Origin of the sequence: Bacillus sp. BML-BC051 (genome assembly GCF_019656175.1) — a bacterium.
In the GTDB taxonomy this organism is placed as follows: domain Bacteria; phylum Bacillota; class Bacilli; order Bacillales; family Bacillaceae_G; genus Bacillus_A; species Bacillus_A mobilis.
Window position 1 is genome coordinate 1 of record NZ_BPLI01000005.1, and the last position, 19665, is coordinate 19665.

The following is a 19665-nucleotide window of genomic DNA, read 5'->3' on the forward strand; positions in this document are numbered from 1 at the left end:
AAAGTTAATAATTTTGTAAGAATGAATAAAATTATTATTTATTTAGAATTTTATTTTTATTATAATTAATTTAAATTAAGATTTAGAAAAGATGGTGAAGAAGTGTGCTAACAATAAAGAGAGTGCTTTGTGATAATAAAAAAAATCCGATAGGTATAGATTCAAAAGTTGTGAAAATGAGTTGGCAGCTTGAGTCGAGTAACCGAAATGTAAAACAATTTGCTTATCAACTGCAGGTTGCGAAGGATAGAGATTTTGAAATTTTAATGTTTGATTCGCAAAAAGTAGAAACAGATCAAAGTTTACATATACCAATCAATTCATTTTCATACAGAGAAGAGACACGTTATTTTTACCGGGTAAAGGTATGGGATAATTACGGAGAAGAATCATCTTGGTCTAAAGTAGGATTTTGGGAGACGGGGTTACAAGGGCAAGATAATTGGAGCGGAAACTGGATTACTGCGAAAAAAGAACGAACGCAAGTTATGTCTTTTAATAAAAGTTTTTCTATTAAAAAAGCAGTTAAAAAAGCACGCTTATATATCACTAGTTTAGGAATATATGAGGCTTCTATTAATAGAGAGCGTATTGGAGATTATTATTTTACTCCTGGATGGACAAGTTATGATAAGAGAGTATTGTATCAAACGTATGATATAACACATAAAGATAGGGCAAAATGATATTTCTACTCTGGTAGGTAACGGCTGGTATAAAGGGCCGATTACCGTGCATCATGTACGTAATTATTACGGGAGAAGACGAGCAATAAGTGCTCAATTACATATAACGTATGAAGATGGAACGAAAGAAAAAATTGTAACGGATGAAACATGGAAGGTAACTTCAAGCCCAATTTTGTACTCAGAAATTTATGAAGGTGAAGTATACGATGCTAGACTAGAAGAAAGTGTGCAAGAGCTAGAAAATGTTGAAGTACTTGAGCATTCTAAACAAATAGTTGTTGCGCAAGAAAATAAATCAATTCGTAAAATGAAAATTATAAAACCAATTTCTATTTCAAAACTACCGAATCACGAATGGCTTATTGATATGGGGCAAAATATGGTAGGTTGGGTTCAATTTATAGTCCGTCATGTTTATAGTGGTCAAAAGATAGAATTGCATCACGCTGAAATATTGGATAAAGACGGTAGTTTTTACGCTGGAAATCTCCGAAAGGCAAAACAAAAAATAGTGTATATAGCAAAAGGAGAGGAAGAGGAAACGTTTGAGCCTCATTTTACATATCAAGGCTTTAGGTATGTGAAAATAAGTGGATTAACCCAGCCGCCTCAAATAGCAGATTTTGAAGGGATTGTATTACATACAGATATGGAAAAAACGACTGAATTCGAAACGTCCAATCCATTAATCAATCAACTTCATCATAATGTGGAATGGTCTCAAAGAGGGAATTTTTTTGATGTGCCAACAGATTGTCCGCAGCGAGACGATCGACTCGGATGGACAGGAGATGCACAAATGTTCATTGGGACAGCTACGCAAATTATGAATGTCCAATTGTTCTTTAAAAAATGGCTTCAAGATTTATCGCTTGACCAAAATAAAAACGGAGCTGTGCCTTTAGTTATACCAGATGCGTTTGGAAAAAGAGCGGATTTTAATCTGGATACTTCCGGTGGTTGGGGCGATGCAGCAATTATATGTCCGTGGGTTCATTATTTACATTACGGAGATGTATCGATTTTAAAAGAACAATATGAAAGTATGAAGAAGTATATAGATTACATACGTTCACAAGGTGAGAACGAGTATTTATGGGATACAGGCTATCATTTAGGGGATTGGCTTGCATTAGATACGAAACCTGATGTATATGAAGGCGGAACAGACAAGCACTTTATTGCGACAGCTTATTATGCATATTCTACATCGCTTTTACGAAAGGTTGCTGAGATTTTAGGCGAAAAAACAGATGCTACGTTTTATAAAGAATTACATGCAAATATTGTTCAAGCGTTTCAAAATGAATTCGTTACACCAAATGGTAGGTTAATTTCGAATACTCAAACAGCCCACATATTAGTACTTCTTTTTGAACTAGTGAAAGATGATGTGAAGGAGAAGGTATTTAATCGGTTAATTGAGCTTTTAAAAGAAAGTAACAATCATTTAACAACTGGTTTTATAGGAACACCATATTTAAATTTAATATTAAGCAATTTTAACCGTCATGACCTTGCTTGTAAGCTTCTATTTTATGAAGATTATCCATCATGGTTATACCAAGTGAAACAAGGTGCCACAACGATTTGGGAACATTGGGATGGCGTGAAAGAGGATGGAACACTTTGGAATGATAGTATGAATTCTTATAATCATTACGCATATGGCTCTATCGTTGAATGGGTATACCGATATATTGTTGGATTAGAAGTGGATGAAACAAAACCTGCATATAAACATTTTTATATTCAGCCTCATTTTAATTCTAATTTAGACTGGGTTTGTATAAAGCGTGAAACAGCATATGGAGAAATTAAAATTGATTGGCGTGTAGAACATGGACAAGCAGTATTAAACGTTGATGTGCCAACAAATACATCAGCCACATTACGAATAGTGGAAGATGATTGGAAGGCAAGTGATATGCCTGAAATGAAATTAGGTTCAGGCGCATATGAATTTAGATTTTGTAAGAACATACAGAAGTAGAATTTTGTTAAGTATAGAAATGTTTTTTTATAAATTTAGTTTGTTCAATCTGTTAGCATTAAATTTATGATAAAATCCATATAGACTAGAGATTTGAAAGAAGGTTTTTCTACATATGAAACATGCTGAAAATGAATACTTAAATTTATGCCGCCATGTAATGGAGCATGGTACGAAGAAAGAAGATCGTACAGGGACAGGCACTGTATCTGTATTTGGATATCAAATGCGTTTTGATCTAAGTAAAGGTTTTCCTTTATTAACGACAAAGAGAGTGCCATTTCGCCTTGTAGCAAGTGAACTGCTTTGGTTTATGAAAGGTGATACAAATATTCGTTATTTATTGCAGCATAATAATAATATTTGGAATGAATGGGCATTTAAGAGCTGGGTAGAAAGCGATGAGTATACTGGTCCTGATATGACTGATTTCGGTCTTCGCTCACAACAAGATGAGGAATTTAAAGTACAGTACGATGAGCAAATGGAATTGTTTAAAAAGAACGTTTTAGAAGATGATGATTTCTCGAATAAATATGGTTATTTAGGAGACGTATACGGTAAACAGTGGCGTGCTTGGAAAACGACAGCTGGTGAGACGCTTGATCAATTAAAAGATGTAATTGAAATGATTAAAAAAACACCAGACTCACGTCGCCTAATTGTTTCTGCTTGGAACCCTGAAGATGTACCAAGTATGGCATTACCACCATGTCATACGTTATTCCAATTTTATGTAGCAGACGGTAAACTTTCTTGTCAGCTATATCAAAGAAGTGGTGACATATTCCTTGGAATTCCATTTAACATTGCAAGCTACTCGCTACTAACACATTTAATTGCAAATGAATGCGGACTTGAAGTAGGAGAATTTGTTCATACAATTGGAGATGCTCACATTTATACGAATCATTTTGAGCAAGTAGAAAAGCAATTGGCACGTGAACCACGTCCATTCCCGAAACTTACATTAAATCCAGATGTGAAATCTGTATTTGATTTTGAAATGGAAGATTTAACGATTGAAGGATATGATCCACACCCAGCAATTAAAGCACCGGTTGCAGTATAATTGTAGAGGAGATGAAAAGATGATTGTTTCATTTATGGTTGCAATGGACGAGAATAGAGTAATTGGTAAAGATAATAATTTGCCTTGGCGATTACCAAGTGAATTACAGTATGTAAAGAAAACAACGATGGGTCATTCACTTATTATGGGCCGAAAGAACTACGAAGCGATTGGTAGACCACTGCCTGGAAGACGTAATATTATTGTAACTCGTAATGAAGGGTATCATGTTGAAGGTTGTGAAGTAGCACATTCTGTAGAAGAAGTGTTTGAACTATGTAAAAATGAAGAGGAGATTTTTGTTTTTGGCGGAGCGCAAATTTATGATCTCTTTTTACCTTACGTAGACAAGTTATATATAACAAAAATTCATCATGCATTTGAAGGAGATACATTCTTCCCAGAAATCGATATGACAAATTGGAAAGAAGTTTTTGTAGAAAAAGGTTTAACAGATGAAAAAAATCCGTATACGTACTATTACCATGTATATGAGAAGCAATAATAATAAAGGTTGATGTGAAAATTCGCATCAATCTTTTTATTTGTATTCATCAATATAAGTTTATAGATGGTATTCGATAGTGCTATAATAAAAGGTAGCATGAAAAAATGCTAAATTTTTCAAGAGTATTCATATAGAAAGAGGAGGAGAATCGATTGAGAAAGATATGGGGGATTCTTTTTCTTTGCTTAACATTCATGTTAGTGGGATGCGGTAAAGAAGAAAAACCACAAGAAGCGTTTGATACATATGCAAAAGCATGGAATAAACAAAAGTTTGCAGAAATGTATGATCAATTATCAGAAAAGGCAAAAAAAGATATTTCAAAGAAAGATTTCACTGAGAAATATGAAAAAATTTATTCTGGCATTGAAGTGAAAGATTTAAAAGTAGAAACAGGGGAAGTAAAAGAAGATAAAAAAGATGAAGGCCCTGTTCCTTTTAAAGTAAGCATGGATACAGTTGGTGGTAAGATCACTTTTGGCCATGAAGCAAAAATGGTGAAAGAAAAAGATGGAGATAAAGAATCTTGGAAAATAGATTGGACTCCTGATTTTATATTCCCAGGGATGACAAAAGATAGTAAAGTACGTATGCAAACGACAGAGCCAAAACGTGGAGAAATATATGACCGTAACGGTAAATATCTTGCGGTAAATGGTAAAGCCTCTGAAATCGGAATGATTCCTGAACAGTTAGGGGATGCAGCTCCGCAAACGAAAGAAACGGTAGCGAAGTTGCTAAATATGTCTGTAGAAGAAATTGATCAAAAACTAGCAGCTAAATGGGTAAAGCCAAATTACCTTGTACCAATGGGAATATTGCCTGAAGGAGCAACACAAAATACGTACATAGATTTACCTGGTGTTGCAACAAAGCCAGTAAATGTTCGCTCATATCCATTAGGAGAAGAAGCAGCACATCTTACTGGCTATATTGGAAAAGTGAATGCTGAAGATTTAAAAACGCTACAAAAGAAAGGTTATCAAGCTGATGATTCAGTAGGTAAAGCTGGTTTAGAGCAAGTACTGGAAGAAAAGCTACGCGGTAAAAAAGGTGGTCGTGTCTTCGTAGAAGATGCGCAAGGAAAAGAAATTAAAAATTTAGCAAAAACAGAAGCTGTTGATGGAGAAAATGTAACTTTAACGATTGACAGTGCAGTTCAAAGCGAAATTTATAATGAAATGAAAAATGAGGTAGGGTCAAGTGCAGCAATTAATCCAAAGACTGGAGAAACACTTGCACTTGTGAGTACACCAGCTTATAATCCAAACACCCTTACAAGAGGGCCGTCAAAAGCGCAACGTGATGCAGTAAATAATGATCCAAAGAAACCGATGACGAATCGATTTACACAATTATCAGTTCCAGGTTCCGTATTTAAACCGATTACAGCTGCAATCGGTCTTGAAACGAAAACAATTGATCCAAAAGAAGAGTTGAAAATTGAAGGATTGAAATGGACAAAAGATTCTTCTTGGGGTAACTATTATGTAACACGTGTGAAAGATGCAAATCCGATTGATTTTGATAAAGCAATGAAATACTCGGATAATATTTATTTTGCACAAGAAGCTTTGAAAATCGGAAAAGATAAATTTATGAGTGAAGCGAAAAAATTCGGATTCGATGAGAAACTACCAATTGAATATGGATTCCCTGCTTCTAAAATCGCAAATGATGGTATTAAAAATGATATTCAAATGGCAGACACAGGTTATGGACAAGGACAAGTATTAATGACGCCACTCCATCTAGCATTAACGTACGCACCAATTGTTAATGATGGAAATATACCTTCTCCATATATTATTAAAACAGATAAGCAACCAAAAGTTTGGAAAGAGAATGTCATTTCAAAAGGCAATCAGGATATATTAAAAACTGCTATGACGAAAGTAATTAATGATCCAGATGGTACTGGGAAAATTGCTAAAATTGATGGAATGACTCTTGCTGGAAAAACAGGTACAGCGGAATTAAAAGTATCAAAAGAGGCCGAAGGAAAAGAACTAGGCTGGTTCGCTGCATTTGATTTAAATTCACCAGATATGGTCATTACGATGATGATTGAAGATGTAAAAGGTAGAGGCGGTAGTAACATTCCTGCTGAAAAAGTGAAACATGTTTTTCAAAAATAATATGTAATAAAAGGCTATCTCTATAATTTATAGAGATAGCCTTTTTGAATGAAACAATTCTTAATATCTTTATATCTAATTTTAAAGAAATAAAATAAATCATTAACTTACGAAAAAAAAGTAGCTATTTTTTATTGACATCACACAAAACTTTTTGTATTATACTTACATAAGGTAAGTTATTTACTTTCAAATTATAATTCTCAAATTAAAGATAAAATGTGTAAAAGGGAGAGAATACAATGACAAAAGTACTATTTATTACAGCAAATCCAAATTCAGCAGAAGGTTCTTTCGGAATGGCAGTAGGGGAAGCTTTCATCGAAACTTACAAAAATGAACATCCACAAGATGAAGTGGTAACAATTGATTTATTCAACACTACAGTACCAGCAATCGATGCAGACGTATTTGCTGCTTGGGGTAAATTTGCAGCAGGTGAAGGCTTTGAAACTTTAACTGAAGTTCAACAACAAAAAGTTGCAGCAATGAACACAAACTTAGAAACATTCATGCATGCGGATCGTTATGTATTCGTAACTCCAATGTGGAACTTTAGCTATCCACCAGTAGTAAAAGCATACTTAGATAACGTAGCAATCGCAGGTAAAACATTCAAATATACTGAAAATGGACCAGTTGGCTTATTAGAAGGCAAAAAAGCACTTCACATTCAAGCAACAGGTGGCGTTTATTCTGAAGGAGCATACGCAGCTGTAGACTTCGGTCGCAATCACTTAAAAACAGTATTAGGATTCGTTGGTGTAAATGATACTGAATATATTGCAGTTGAAGGTATGAATGCAAACCCTGAAAAAGCACAAGAAATTAAAGAAGCAGCAATTGCTAATGCTCGTGAATTAGCAAAACGTTTCTAATATAGAATACTTAAAAATGTCCAAACACTTGTTGTTTGGACATTTTTTCTTCTTTTTCCTTCGTTTGTCTAGTATAATGAAGGTCGGAATGATAATAGGTGGGGGTTCTGTATGATTCAAACGTTTTTTAAAATCTTTTATTTAATTTTAATTGTAATTGCGATTACACCGAGAATGTGGCGTCTGAAAAGACAAGTAAATACGATGTCACCACAAGAAAAAGATAATGTTGTGTATAAAACGACAAATTGGTTCGGTAAGAAAATGGTACGTGTAGCTGGAGGAACGGTAGAAGTAAAGGGACTTGAAAATGTTCCGAAAGACAAGCCGGTACTAGTTGTAAGTAATCACCAGAGTAATATGGATATCCCTGTTTTACTAGGTTACTTAAATAAACCAATTGGATTCGTTTCAAAAGCAGAGATTAAAAAGTTCCCAGTTGTACCAACATGGATGGAACTTATGAATTGTGTATTTATGAATCGTAATGATCGCCGTCAATCTCTTCAAGCGATTAAAGATGGAATTGAGCTGTTAAAGAATGGACATTCTATCGTGATCTTCCCAGAAGGGACGAGAAGTAAAGGTGGCGAAATTGGAGAGTTTAAGGCTGGGAGTTTTCACCTTGCAGTAAAATCTGGTGTAGCAATTTTACCTGTAACATTAGATGGGACATATAAGATGTTTGAAGCGAATGGAAACCGTATGAAACGAGCTCATGCAACAGTAACAATTTCTAAGCCAATTACACCTGAAGAGTATGCGAATATGGATATTAAAGAGTTAACGAAGCATACACAAGATGTTATCGCATCACAATTACATAAATAATAAAAAAGGTTTCAGCTTATATAAGCTGAAACCTTTTTTATTATGCTGTTGGTAAGACATAAAAGAGTACGCAGAAAAACATCATCGCACTACCACCTAAAACGAAAAGATGCCAAATGGCATGGTTGAAAGGTAACTTTTCCCAAAGGAAGAATATAGCCCCTACAGAATATAAAATTCCGCCCGCTAACAGTAGTGAAAAACCGTGCCCAGTTAGATTTTCATAAAGTGGTTTAATAGCAACGATTATGAGCCATCCCATAATGATATAACATAATGTTGATGCTTTAATAAAGCGGCGTACAAAGAAAATTTTAAAGACGATACCTCCGATTGCTAGTGTCCATATTATAGCGAGTAACGTCCAGCCTAATGGTCCACGAAGCGTAATAAGTAAAAAAGGAGTATATGTGCCAGCGATTAATAAATAAATGGCTGAGTGATCTAGTATAGTAAATAATTTTTCTACTTTTGGATGGTGGATGCTATGTAACAATGTCGAAAACAAATACAGTAAGAACATACTTACACCATAAACCGTAAATGCAACTACAGCAGATGCGGTACCATGCTTAGAGGCATGTATAATCAATATGATTAAGGCAGGGATGCTTAAAATGGCACCGATACCATGTGTAATTGCATTTGCAATTTCTTCTTTCACAAATTGTGTCATTCGTGTCATTTTTTCAGTCATAATGCAAATCCTTTCTACTATCATAAAATAATATGTCATTTCCCTTACCATATCATACACAAGAGCAATAGAAAATGAAATTTGTATAATTGATTATATTTTTGAATTTTTTTGACAAAAGGCAATGGTTTTGTTGACGTTTTCAAACTTTTTTGACAAAATAAAATTATGCAATAGTAGGACAAGGAATCTACTAATAAAGGGGATGGAGAAATGTTTTCAAATATTGGCTTTCCAGGATTAATTTTAATTTTAGTAGCTGTACTCATTTTATTTGGGCCGAAAAAATTGCCGGAAATCGGAAAGGCTTTAGGGGAAACGTTAAAAGAATTTAAAAAATCAACGAAAGAATTGACTGATGATGCATTTCAAGAGAAAGAAAAGAAAGAAAAAATGTAATGAATTTTCCTTGTAATGGATAAATAAAGTGTGGTGAACGAGATGGAAGATCGGGAAATGAGTGTAGTAGAACATATAGTTGAGCTTCGCAAACGAGTAATATATACAGTGCTATCCTTTGTGCTATTTTTAATTGTTGGATTTACTTTTACGAAGGATATTTATTTTTGGCTTGTAAAAGATTTACCAATGAAATTAACTGTTCTCGGTCCAAGTGATGTATTATGGATTTTTTTCTCGATTGCTACAGTATTTGCTATCGTTTGTACAATTCCTTTTGCTGCTATACAAATTTGGTTATTTGTAAAACCGGGTTTACATCCAAATGAACAAAAGATGACAGTAATGTATATACCGGTATTGTCTATATTATTTATTGCAGGTTTATGCTTTGGATATTTCGTTGTAATGCCGTTTTTATTTCATTTTTTAACTACGATAGGTAATGAAATGTTTAATACGATGTTTACGACAGAAAAGTATTTTCATTTTGTTCTAAATTTAACAGTTCCATTTGCTGTAATTTTTGAATTACCTGTAGTAGTCATGTTTTTAACGAGTATAGGATTGTTGACGGCGGAATTTCTAATAAAAATAAGAAGGTATGCATACGTAGCATTGATTATCATTGCATCGTGTATATCACCGCCTGATTTTTTATCGCATAGTTTAGTAGCGGTACCGCTTATTTGTATTTATGAAATTAGTATCGCTTTATCAAAGATTGTTAGTAAGCGAAAAAAGAAAAGAGAAGAAGAAATACAGTCGAAAAGTGCCTCGTTATAAAGGCACTTTTTTTATTTAGTTGTTATACTATAGCTATAAACGTATACAATATAAAGAAGAAAAAAATTATAGAATCTCCAAAATTTAGACAAACTTTGCGCTTTACTAAGTTTATACTAAAATCATTAAGCAATATACGGATAACGAGATTCCTGTCTTATCGGATATTTAGGACGGAGGATGGATTAGGTGGAGATGAATAGAGTATAAATCTTCTAACCAAAAGGACTACAGGGATTGACTAAGTATACTTTTGTATTCATAGAAGTCTCCACTATAAACAACGTGTTACAGCGTAAAGTAGAGGAAGTTCAAAAATCCAATGAAAAAGAGGATTGATATTGTGATTACGAAAAGTTTTTATTTCACTCATTCAACAGGGGATTGTATTAAAATATTCGAAATCCCTGTCCTACAGGCGCAGCATCCATTATCGTTTCTAATTCAGTCTCGTCTTCAATTATTTATTGCAAAAATTCAAAAACAAAAGCACCCAAGATTTTCGTATTCTTTCCGTGAATATTTACAAAATTGTTTGAAGTGGAATGATTATTTAAATGTATATAATACGAATACCCTTGAAAAAAATGCATGATACGGAGTTTGGACAGGGTTAATAAACTCTGTCTTTTTCATTTTAGGTATAAAAATATAATTAATTTGGTGAAATTTGTTCGAAATTGTTGAAAGCACAGGGAATGCTAGTATAATAACAAGGAGAGCGTATTGGAAAGGGAAGAATATAATATGCAAAAAATTAAAATTGTAACAGATTCAACTGCAGATTTAGCGCAGGATGTAATCGAAAAGTATGGCATTCATGTGCTACCATTATCAATCTCTGTAAATGGACAAACATATTTAGATCGTGTTGATTTACAACCTGATGAATTTATTGAAGAAATGATCAAATCAGAGGAATTACCAAAAACATCACAACCGGCAATGGGTACATTTGTAGAAATGTATGACAAGTTAGGTGAAGATGGAAGTGAAGTGCTTTCCATTCATATGACAAGTGGAATGAGTGGTACTGTGGCAACTGCCAATAGTGCTGCATCAATGACCGATACAAAAGTAACAGTTGTTGATTCTCAATTTATTACACATGCTTTAGCATATCAAGTAATAGAAGCTGCGAAAATGGCAAGTGAAGGACGCTCACTAGAAGAAATTTTAAAACGTGTAGATGAAGTGAGAAAGAATACTCGTTTATATGTAGTAGTAGATACATTAGAAAACTTAGTGAAGGGTGGGCGTATCGGTAAAGGAAAAGCGTTTATCGGTTCGCTACTTAATATAAAACCAATTGCTAGCCTTGAAGATGGTGTTTATAACCCTGTAACGAAAGTGCGTAGCCAAGGGCAAATTGTAAAAACGTTAGCTAAGTTATTTGAGGAAGATACAGCTGGAAAAGTTGTAAAAGCTGTGGCAATTCCACATGCGAAAGCAATTCCTTTAGCTGAAAATGTAAAAGCGGCTGTTGAAAAAGTAAGTGGATTTGCTAAATCAGAAATTTTCTTTACAACGCCTATTATTAGTACTCATACAGGTCCGGGAGCAATCGGATTTATGTATTTAGCAGAGTAATAAAAAAAGCTACTTGAAATATATTTTCAAGTAGCTTTTTTATGCCGATTTTTGAGGGCGATAAAACCCTCTACCTCAAAAATTAGCGGAAATAAAGAAGTTAGGTTGGAGTCAGGATGCCCGTAAACGCCCGATTGGTGTGGGCTAATAATCAATGGGGGATGAAGCCCCTATTGATTAAAGTTTCACTTTATGTGAATAGAAAGTAAGATATAAGAAGGGCTATACAGGCACTACCGCTAATGATATAGCGAGTCTGTAAATATTCATTCATAGAAAACACCCACTGATTACAGTTTCACTTTATGATTTTCTATAGTATATGTTGGATATAGAAAATCAGTAGTTACGTTATACGTGTAACGTTTCACTTTTTTCATTTGTTTGCTTATCATTTGTTACGCTATTATAAGGAAAAGTTTGGCCTAAAAAGAGTACATGCAGTTGTTCCCATGGTAACATACGTAAATTCCAATTATTTCGAAGCCTTGTTACTGCCTCACGAGGTGTTTCATCGGCGAGTGCAAAAGCTCCGTAATGCATTGGTATAAAGTGTGTAGCGTTTAAGTCTAAATAAGCTTGCACAGCCTCCTCGGGTGAAACGTGGGATATTTTCATAAACCATTCTGGTTCATAAGCGCCAATTGGCATAAGGGCAATATCAATTGAAAAGCGTTTGCCGATTTCTTTGAAACCTTGGAAATAACCACTGTCACCACAAAAGTAAATGGTTTCTTTCGTTGTTTCATTATTAATAATCCATCCCCCCCAGTGAGAGGTATTCATATCAAATAAGGATCTTCTCGTCCAGTGCTGGGCAGGTACGAAGTGAATGGAAACATCACTAACTGTTGTATTTTCCCACCAATTATACTCTTCTACGTGAGTGAATTTTTTGCGAGTAAATAATTTTTTCAGTCCAATAGGTACGAGGTATAAAACATCATCATTTAGCTGGCGAAGCGTTGAAAAATCTAAATGATCATAATGACCGTGCGAAATGAGGACAATATCAATTTTAGGTAGTTCTTGTATAGAAAGACCGGGTTCAGTAAGTCTTGGAACTAATTTTAATTTAGTAGCCCATACTGGATCTGTTAATATATTCAGCCCATTCGTTTGGATAAGGAATGTGGAATGACCAATCCAAGTTACAGTCGTCTTTTCAAAGTTGTTTTGTAGGAATTTACTTTGTTTAACAGGTGATTGTTCTACTAAAAAAGAAAAATCCTTTTTATTTTGTTTTCGCTCTTTTCGCCAACGTATGAAGGAACGAATTGATTTTTTTGTGCTTACATTATCCATATTTTCATAACGTTTTGTCATGAACATCACCTCATTTAAAATCGTTGTAATTGTATTGTACCGAAATGTTGTTAAGGAATACAGTGTATAACATGGATGAATGTTTAAGGAATTGTAAAAAAATAGGGGGATATGTTTACAAAAGTAACAATAAAGTTAGTTTTGCAAATTCTATTTAGAGAAATAATAGTAAAAAAATATATTTTGTCTAGTAATTCGCTTGAAATAAAGAAGTAACATACGTAAATTCGTACGATTTCGTGAACAAATGTAGTAAACAATTTTCTCGTAGTGTTAACTTTTGTTATGATAAACATAACCTATTTAAATTTAGGATAGAGAAAAGAGGTTTATATATGAAGCGTTATCAAAAAATAATTGGTCTTATGGTTGTATTTTGTCTCTTTGTACTTGCTGGATGTAGTGAATCGGGTTCAAAGCTTCGTAAACCATTGAATTGGGATTTAGAAACTTTCCAATTTACAAATCAAGATGGAAAGTCATTTGGTACAAAAGATTTAAAAGGGAAAGTTTGGGTTGCTGACTTTATGTTTACAAATTGCCAAACAGTTTGTCCGCCAATGACTGCTAATATGGCAAAACTGCAAAAGATGGCAAAAGAAGAGAAATTAGACGTTCAGTTTGTTTCGTTTAGTGTAGATCCAGACCTTGATAAGCCGGAGAATCTGAAGGCTTTCATTCAAAAGTTTACAGAGGATACTAGTAACTGGAATTTATTAACGGGTTATTCGTTAGAAGATATTACAAAGTTTTCAAAAGATAATTTCCAATCACTTGTAGATAAACCGGAGAATGGTCAAGTTATGCATGGTACATCATTTTATTTAATTGATCAAAACGGAAAAGTAATGAAAAAGTATAGTGGCATTAGTAATACGCCGTACGAAGACATTATACGTGATATGAAGCGATTAGCGGATTAAAAAGAAGGGTGCACAGCACCCTTCTTTTTTTTACATTAGTCTATGGATAAAATGTCATGCTGTTGTGGTAGCTTTGGTGCTCGAATTTCTAACACGCCGTTTTGATACGAAGCTTTCGCTGCTTTTTTATTAATTGAGTACGGTAATTTAATCAATCTTGATGCTTCTGAAATGGAACGTTCTCGGCGATAATAGTTATGAGATGTTTCTTCCTCGGCCTCTTCAAGTATCTCTTCTTTTACAGAGACTTTTAAGTATTCACTTTGTATTTCAATTTGAATTTGTTCTTTTTGGATACCTGGTAGTTCAGCTGTAACAACGAGTTCTTCACCAACTTCATATAAATCTACAGGGAATGTTAATAAACGGTTTCCTTTTTGGAAAAAATGATTTAAATCAGCGATTACACTGCGAAGTGGTGTTTGCTCGAAGAAATCATCAATTTGCTTTAAATAATTGCGAACCGGTGGGCGAGAAGAGTCTTTTTTTTCTTCACTCATGGTATTCCCTCCTAGAAATCAATTTGCAATATCATATGACAAAAGCGGAGAAAGGTGATTGCCTAGTTTTCATGTTTTCATAAAAAATTGTTAAAAATGTGAAATGGAGTGATTTTTTTATAGTTTTTGGTCGCCATATTCAATTGATTATGCTAGTATAAATAGGGTTGATATAGTAGTATATAGACAGAATGAAAACTGAAAGAGGGTAAGAAGTATGTGTGGTTTTGTAGGATGTTTATGTGAAAACCCTAGAGAGTTTTCAGAAACAGAAAAACATCAATTTGAAAATATGAACACGATGATTTTCCACCGCGGTCCAGATGACGAAGGATATTTTCGTGATGAACATGTACAATTTGGCTTCCGCCGTTTAAGCATCATTGACTTAGAGGCAGGACATCAGCCGCTAACTTATGAAAATGATCGATATGTAATTATTTTTAATGGTGAAATTTACAACTATGTAGAATTACGTGAAATGTTACTTGAAAAAGGTGCAACGTTTGCAACGCAATCTGATACAGAAGTTATCATTGCATTGTATGCACATATGAAAGAAAAATGTGTAGACTATCTTCGTGGTATGTTTGCATTTATGATTTGGGATCGTGAAGAGAAGAAACTTTTCGGTGCACGTGACCACTTCGGTATTAAACCTTTATACATCGCACAACAAGGTGATACTACATTCTTCGCATCTGAGAAGAAAAGTATTATGCATGTGATGGAAGATAAAGGCGTTAATCCAACGTCACTACAACATTACTTTACGTACCAATATGGTCCAGAGCCAGAAACATTAACAATTGATGTTAATAAAATCGAGCCTGGTCATTATTTCGTAAAAGAAGTCGGTAAAGAGATGGAAATCCATCGCTACTGGAAACCTTATTTCAATGCTTCAAGCGCAACGAAAGAGGAGCATATCCAAGCAATTCGTGATGTGTTATATGATTCAGTAAAAGTGCATATGCGCAGTGATGTACCAGTAGGTTCATTCTTATCTGGTGGTATCGATTCATCTATTATCGCTTCTATCGCAAGAGAAATGAATCCAAATCTTTTAACATTCTCTATTGGTTTTGAACAACGTGGCTTCAGTGAAGTTGATGTTGCCAAGGAAACTGCTGAGAAATTAGGCGTTAAAAACCATAATGTATTCATTTCAGCGAAAGAGTTTATGGATGAGTTCCCAAAAATCATTTGGCATATGGATGATCCTTTAGCAGATCCAGCAGCTGTACCATTGTACTTCGTTGCAAAAGAAGCACGTAAGCATGTAACAGTTGTTCTTTCAGGTGAAGGTGCAGACGAGCTATTTGGTGGTTATAACATTTATCGTGAGCCAAACTCACTAAAAATGTTCTCTTACATTCCTAGCCCAGGTAAGAGCGTTCTAAAAGCATTAAGTGGTGCTCTTAAAGAAGGCTTTAAAGGAAAGAGCTTCTTAGAGCGTGGATGTACGCCAATTGAAGAGCGTTACTATGGAAACGCGAAAATCTTCCGTGAAGAAGAGAAAGTTGAATTAATGAAGTATTACAATGAAAGTGTTAACTATATGGATATCACGAAACCATTGTATAACGAAATTAAAGATTATGATGATGTAAGCAAAATGCAGTACATTGACATGTTCACATGGTTACGCGGTGACATTTTATTAAAAGCTGATAAAATGACAATGGCAAACTCATTAGAACTTCGTGTACCGTTCTTAGATAAAGAAGTATTCGATGTTGCATCTAAAATTCCAACTGAATTTAAGATTGCTAACGGAACTACGAAAGCTATTTTACGTGAAGCAGCACGCGGAATCGTTCCAGATCACGTATTAGATCGTAAAAAACTTGGATTCCCAGTACCAATTCGTCACTGGTTAAAAGATGAAATGCATGATTGGGCTATCAATATTATAAACGAGAGTAAAACAGAGCATTTAATCGACAAACAGTATGTATTAAACTTACTGGAAGCACATTGTGCGGATAAAGGCGATTATAGCCGTAAAATTTGGACTGTACTTGCGTTTATGGTATGGCATCAAATTTATGTTGAGCATAAATACGATACGAATAAGTTCCACGAAGAAACGAAACGTGCGTATAGCTTAGTTTAATTAGAAAAACCTTAAGATCGCATATGATCTTAAGGTTTTTTTCATAAATGGAACGAATTATTGATACAATAATAGTAAAAGGATGGACAACATATGATTACGTTTGAAAAAGTAAATGTAGAAAATGAAAACGTTGTTAAAGAAATGTTTCGCTCACATAGTTTAAGTGAGAATCAGGTACAGTATTGTGTGAAAGTTGATGATACATATATTGGTGTAATAGATTATCGTGTTCAAGAGGAGAGTGCGGTTTTATCTCAGTTAATTATTCACTTTGATTATCAAAGTTATGGTTATGGAACAAATACATATTTTACATTTGAAACGATGATGAAAGAAAGAAATGTGAAAGAGATAAAGGTATTACAAACGGAATTAACAGAACAAGCTAAATCTTTCATACAGAGCTTTGGTTTTAATGAAGAAGATGGAATATATGTGAAAAAAATATAACGATGCGTAGTTATGTGGGATAAATATAAGGCAGGTGGATATATGACGATGACTTCTGGTCTTGTATTAATTGGAGGGTGTTTTCTAGTAGCAGAGCTAATCCATATGTTCATTCGAAAAAGAATGAATAAGAAGAAAAAGCCGTATGAATTACAATATGCACCTGTGTTTTTCCTTTTATTTTGTATGCTGATTACATTACAAAACATAACGAACTTTCCGCCGCTTTTAAATATTTTTTTAAAGTTCGGTTTGCTGTATAGTAGCACTGGAATAGCTCTTTTATTCTTTTTATTTTGCATACGTTATATTCACTATCAATCGTATATATTTATTTTAAATTGGTTAAAGCAAAATGAAAGAAACCGCCTTACATAAGGCGGTTTCTTTGTATTTGTAATAGCTTTATAGTAAGTAAACAACTTTATCTAATAGAAGTTCCATATAACACACAATACGAACTGCTATGGGTGCAATCTGAGATGAAATATCAGAAATGAAATAACGAGATACAGATGTTTTTGTATATAAAGCTCAAAAATTCATTAGAATTTATTGAAATGATTAGATGATTATACATATTATCTGTTGTTAGTATGTGGTACTATATGTTCTTAATCTATAACGTAAGTAGGTGTATAAATTTGAAATGTTAATCAACTAGTTTATCTTAAGTGCTGACAAATTGAAGAAGCAAATTTTTTAGGAGGTATCGTTTTTTGTATGTTTAATATTGATATGTTATTTCTTGAATGGATGACCAGTCTGGAGGGAAGTGTGCTTACAATACTTTTCAGATTTATATCCAGTATTGCAAATGAAACGCTGTATTTAGTTATAATTTCGATTTTATATTGGTGCGTTTCTAAAAGAAAAGCATTTCATATGATTGTTATGCTTTGTTTCTCTGGGTATATAGGGATAGTGGTAAAAGAATTCATGAAAATCCCGCGACCGTATACATACGATGGAGTTCAAGTTTTATATGAAAAATCAGCCGCAGGTTATTCTTTTCCAAGTACACACGTCCAGTTAGCGACAACATTTTGGAGTTCATTCATGAGTTTATGTAAAAAGAGAATCATTTGGATCATTGGAATTATTTTTATAATAGTGGTTGCTATTTCTCGTCTTTATTTACGTGTACATTGGCTCAGTGATATAGTAGGTGCGGTTTTAATTAGTGTCACAGTTGTTTATTTATATACGAAAGTAATAGTGGAATTAAGTGATAGGAAATTTATTTTGTTACAACGAATTATATTGGCTGTTTCACTCATTATGTATTTTACGACAGACCAAATAGATAATTTAAAATTGCTTGGAGTTTTGACAGGTTCTACGATTGGCATCATGTTAGAAAATCATTTTATTAAAATGAACGAAAATAATAATTTAAAAATACAGGTAGTAAAAACAGTATTAGGTCTTAGTTTCATGTTCATGATACAGTTCATACTAAAAAAAGTAATCCCTGATATGTATTATTTACGTTATGTATTGACTGGAATTACAATTACTTTCTTATGCCCATTTCTTTTTCACATGTTACGGTTAAAAAATGTGAGTAGCAAATAAGTACAAAAATATTTTGAATAAAAATGAGGTCAAAATTATATATATTGAAAAAGTTTTCTGATATATCTATTGACAATGTATGAGAGATACATTACTCTTTAGAATGTAAATGATAATCAATTTCAACTAGGAGGACTTATGACACGCACTAAAAACTTGTTTATATTTTGCGTTATGTTATTAACGATCATAATCGCAGGGTGTAGTAAAGAAGAGAAGAAAGAAAATGATACATTAGCTAAAGCAAAAGATTCATATACAATAAAACATGCAATGGGTGAAACGACAGTAAATGGTACGCCAAAAAGAGTTGTTGTTTTAACAAATGAGGGTGCTGAGGCACTATTAACTGTTGGGGTAACGCCAGTTGGAACGACAAAACCACGTGCTGGTGATGAATGGTATCCTCATTTAGCGAAAGAGTTAAAAAATACGAAAGTAGTAGGAACTGAGCGTGACATTAATTTAGAGGCGGTAATGAAGCTTCAGCCGGATCTAATTATCGGAAATAAAATGCGTCACGAAAAAATATACGAGCAGTTAAAAGAAATCGCGCCAACAGTATATGCTGAAACATTGCGCGGTGATTGGAAAGAAAACTTTACGCTATATACAAAAGCTGTAAATAAAGAAAAAGAAGGGCAAAATGCTCTTAATGATTATAAAAAGCGTATTGCAGCAATAAAAGAACAATTAGGTGATAAAATTAATTCTAAAGTTTCCATTATTCGCTTCGTCCCAGGTGATGTTCGTATTTATCAAAAAAATTCATTCTCAGGCGTTGTATTAAATGATATTGGATTTAAACGACCACCACTACAAGATAAAGATGAATTTGCGATAAAAGGAATTACAAAAGAGCAAATTCCAAATATGGACGGGGACTATATATTCTATTTCACATCTGATAAAGATACGGATAAGAATAATGAAGGAAACACGTTAGCGAAAGAATGGACAGAAGATCCACTCTTTAAGCAGTTACAGGCTTCTAAAGATAATAAAGTATTCCAAGTAGATGAAGTGATTTGGAATACAGCAGGTGGTATTGTAGCTGCCAATCTTATGTTAGATGATATTGAAAAATATTTTCTAAAATAAATGAACGGTCGAGTACATCACTTTAAATGGGTGATGTGCTTTTTTATTTATAAAATACAGAAAATTCCTTCTTTTGACTGCGGA

General features: G+C 33.8%; 18 protein-coding genes and 1 pseudogene. 16 read left to right on the forward strand and 3 right to left on the reverse strand.

All coding sequences use genetic code 11. The features are described from left to right. Positions 1-104 precede the first annotated feature (104 nt). The 6 genes and pseudogenes from K5S59_RS01740 to K5S59_RS01765 all read left to right on the forward strand — a co-directional run bounded on the left by K5S59_RS01740 (position 105) and on the right by K5S59_RS01765 (position 8109). Positions 105-2682, forward strand: a pseudogene (locus K5S59_RS01740) (alpha-L-rhamnosidase). Positions 2683-2797: 115 nt separating this feature from the next. Next, the gene (locus K5S59_RS01745) at positions 2798-3754 is read left to right on the forward strand and encodes a thymidylate synthase (RefSeq protein ID WP_097844600.1); all 957 of its coding nucleotides are present in this window, start codon (positions 2798-2800) and stop codon (positions 3752-3754) included. 19 nt (positions 3755-3773) lie between these two features. Beyond that, the gene (locus K5S59_RS01750; protein WP_000637217.1) at positions 3774-4259 is read left to right on the forward strand and encodes a dihydrofolate reductase; all 486 of its coding nucleotides are present in this window, start codon (positions 3774-3776) and stop codon (positions 4257-4259) included. A gap of 155 nt (positions 4260-4414) precedes the next feature. Continuing rightward, positions 4415-6400 carry a penicillin-binding protein 3 gene (gene pbpC, locus K5S59_RS01755; RefSeq protein ID WP_001227206.1) on the forward strand — a complete coding sequence of 662 codons (1986 nt, stop codon included), beginning with the start codon at positions 4415-4417 and terminating at the stop codon, positions 6398-6400. 242 nt (positions 6401-6642) lie between these two features. Further along, complete coding sequence (locus K5S59_RS01760; protein ID WP_000170041.1) at positions 6643-7278, forward strand: FMN-dependent NADH-azoreductase; 636 nt, start codon at positions 6643-6645, stop codon at positions 7276-7278. Positions 7279-7389: 111 nt separating this feature from the next. Continuing rightward, the gene (locus K5S59_RS01765; protein ID WP_098259051.1) at positions 7390-8109 is read left to right on the forward strand and encodes a lysophospholipid acyltransferase family protein; all 720 of its coding nucleotides are present in this window, start codon (positions 7390-7392) and stop codon (positions 8107-8109) included. Positions 8110-8149: 40 nt separating this feature from the next. Here the strand turns inward: K5S59_RS01765 and trhA are convergent, their stop codons facing one another. After that, on the reverse strand, positions 8150-8806 hold the full coding sequence (trhA, locus tag K5S59_RS01770; RefSeq protein ID WP_061679535.1) for a PAQR family membrane homeostasis protein TrhA: 657 nt from the start codon (positions 8804-8806) through the stop codon (positions 8150-8152). Between the two features lie 213 nt (positions 8807-9019). Here trhA and K5S59_RS01775 point away from each other — a divergent pair, with 213 nt between their 5' ends. From K5S59_RS01775 to K5S59_RS01790, 4 genes are all read left to right on the forward strand, one after another. Beyond that, complete coding sequence (locus K5S59_RS01775; protein WP_000492443.1) at positions 9020-9205, forward strand: twin-arginine translocase TatA/TatE family subunit; 186 nt, start codon at positions 9020-9022, stop codon at positions 9203-9205. A gap of 42 nt (positions 9206-9247) precedes the next feature. Next, positions 9248-9991, forward strand: coding sequence for a twin-arginine translocase subunit TatC (gene tatC, locus K5S59_RS01780; protein WP_000390140.1), 744 nt, complete (start codon positions 9248-9250; stop codon positions 9989-9991). Between the two features lie 343 nt (positions 9992-10334). After that, positions 10335-10586 carry a DUF2535 family protein gene (locus tag K5S59_RS01785; protein ID WP_033656333.1) on the forward strand — a complete coding sequence of 84 codons (252 nt, stop codon included), beginning with the start codon at positions 10335-10337 and terminating at the stop codon, positions 10584-10586. A gap of 152 nt (positions 10587-10738) precedes the next feature. After that, positions 10739-11581, forward strand: coding sequence for a DegV family protein (locus K5S59_RS01790; protein ID WP_033656332.1), 843 nt, complete (start codon positions 10739-10741; stop codon positions 11579-11581). A 351-nt stretch (positions 11582-11932) separates the two neighbouring features. Here the strand turns inward: K5S59_RS01790 and K5S59_RS01795 are convergent, their stop codons facing one another. Continuing rightward, on the reverse strand, positions 11933-12907 hold the full coding sequence (locus K5S59_RS01795) for an MBL fold metallo-hydrolase (protein WP_000167210.1): 975 nt from the start codon (positions 12905-12907) through the stop codon (positions 11933-11935). A 335-nt stretch (positions 12908-13242) separates the two neighbouring features. Between K5S59_RS01795 and K5S59_RS01800 the strand changes: the two genes are divergently transcribed. After that, entirely contained in the window at positions 13243-13830 is a 588-nt protein-coding gene (locus tag K5S59_RS01800; RefSeq protein ID WP_000833337.1) for an SCO family protein, read from the forward strand. 35 nt (positions 13831-13865) lie between these two features. Here K5S59_RS01800 and K5S59_RS01805 read toward each other — a convergent pair whose 3' ends face one another. Beyond that, complete coding sequence (locus K5S59_RS01805; RefSeq protein WP_001288091.1) at positions 13866-14330, reverse strand: Hsp20/alpha crystallin family protein; 465 nt, start codon at positions 14328-14330, stop codon at positions 13866-13868. Between the two features lie 217 nt (positions 14331-14547). Here K5S59_RS01805 and asnB point away from each other — a divergent pair, with 217 nt between their 5' ends. From asnB to K5S59_RS01830, 5 genes are all read left to right on the forward strand, one after another. Then, positions 14548-16449: an asparagine synthase (glutamine-hydrolyzing) gene (asnB, locus tag K5S59_RS01810; protein WP_000333823.1), complete on the forward strand. Its 1902-nt coding sequence runs from the start codon at positions 14548-14550 to the stop codon at positions 16447-16449. 93 nt (positions 16450-16542) lie between these two features. Further along, positions 16543-16902: a GNAT family N-acetyltransferase gene (locus K5S59_RS01815; protein WP_098259050.1), complete on the forward strand. Its 360-nt coding sequence runs from the start codon at positions 16543-16545 to the stop codon at positions 16900-16902. A 48-nt stretch (positions 16903-16950) separates the two neighbouring features. Next, positions 16951-17280 (forward strand): hypothetical protein, encoded by a 330-nt coding sequence (locus K5S59_RS01820; RefSeq protein WP_000200468.1) that lies wholly within the window; start codon positions 16951-16953, stop codon positions 17278-17280. 345 nt (positions 17281-17625) lie between these two features. Further along, a complete protein-coding gene (locus tag K5S59_RS01825) occupies positions 17626-18480 on the forward strand; it encodes a phosphatase PAP2 family protein (RefSeq protein ID WP_000481806.1) in 855 nt (284 codons plus the stop codon). Positions 18481-18618: 138 nt separating this feature from the next. Further along, a complete protein-coding gene (locus K5S59_RS01830; protein WP_000198717.1) occupies positions 18619-19581 on the forward strand; it encodes an ABC transporter substrate-binding protein in 963 nt (320 codons plus the stop codon). Positions 19582-19665: the final 84 nt, after the last annotated feature.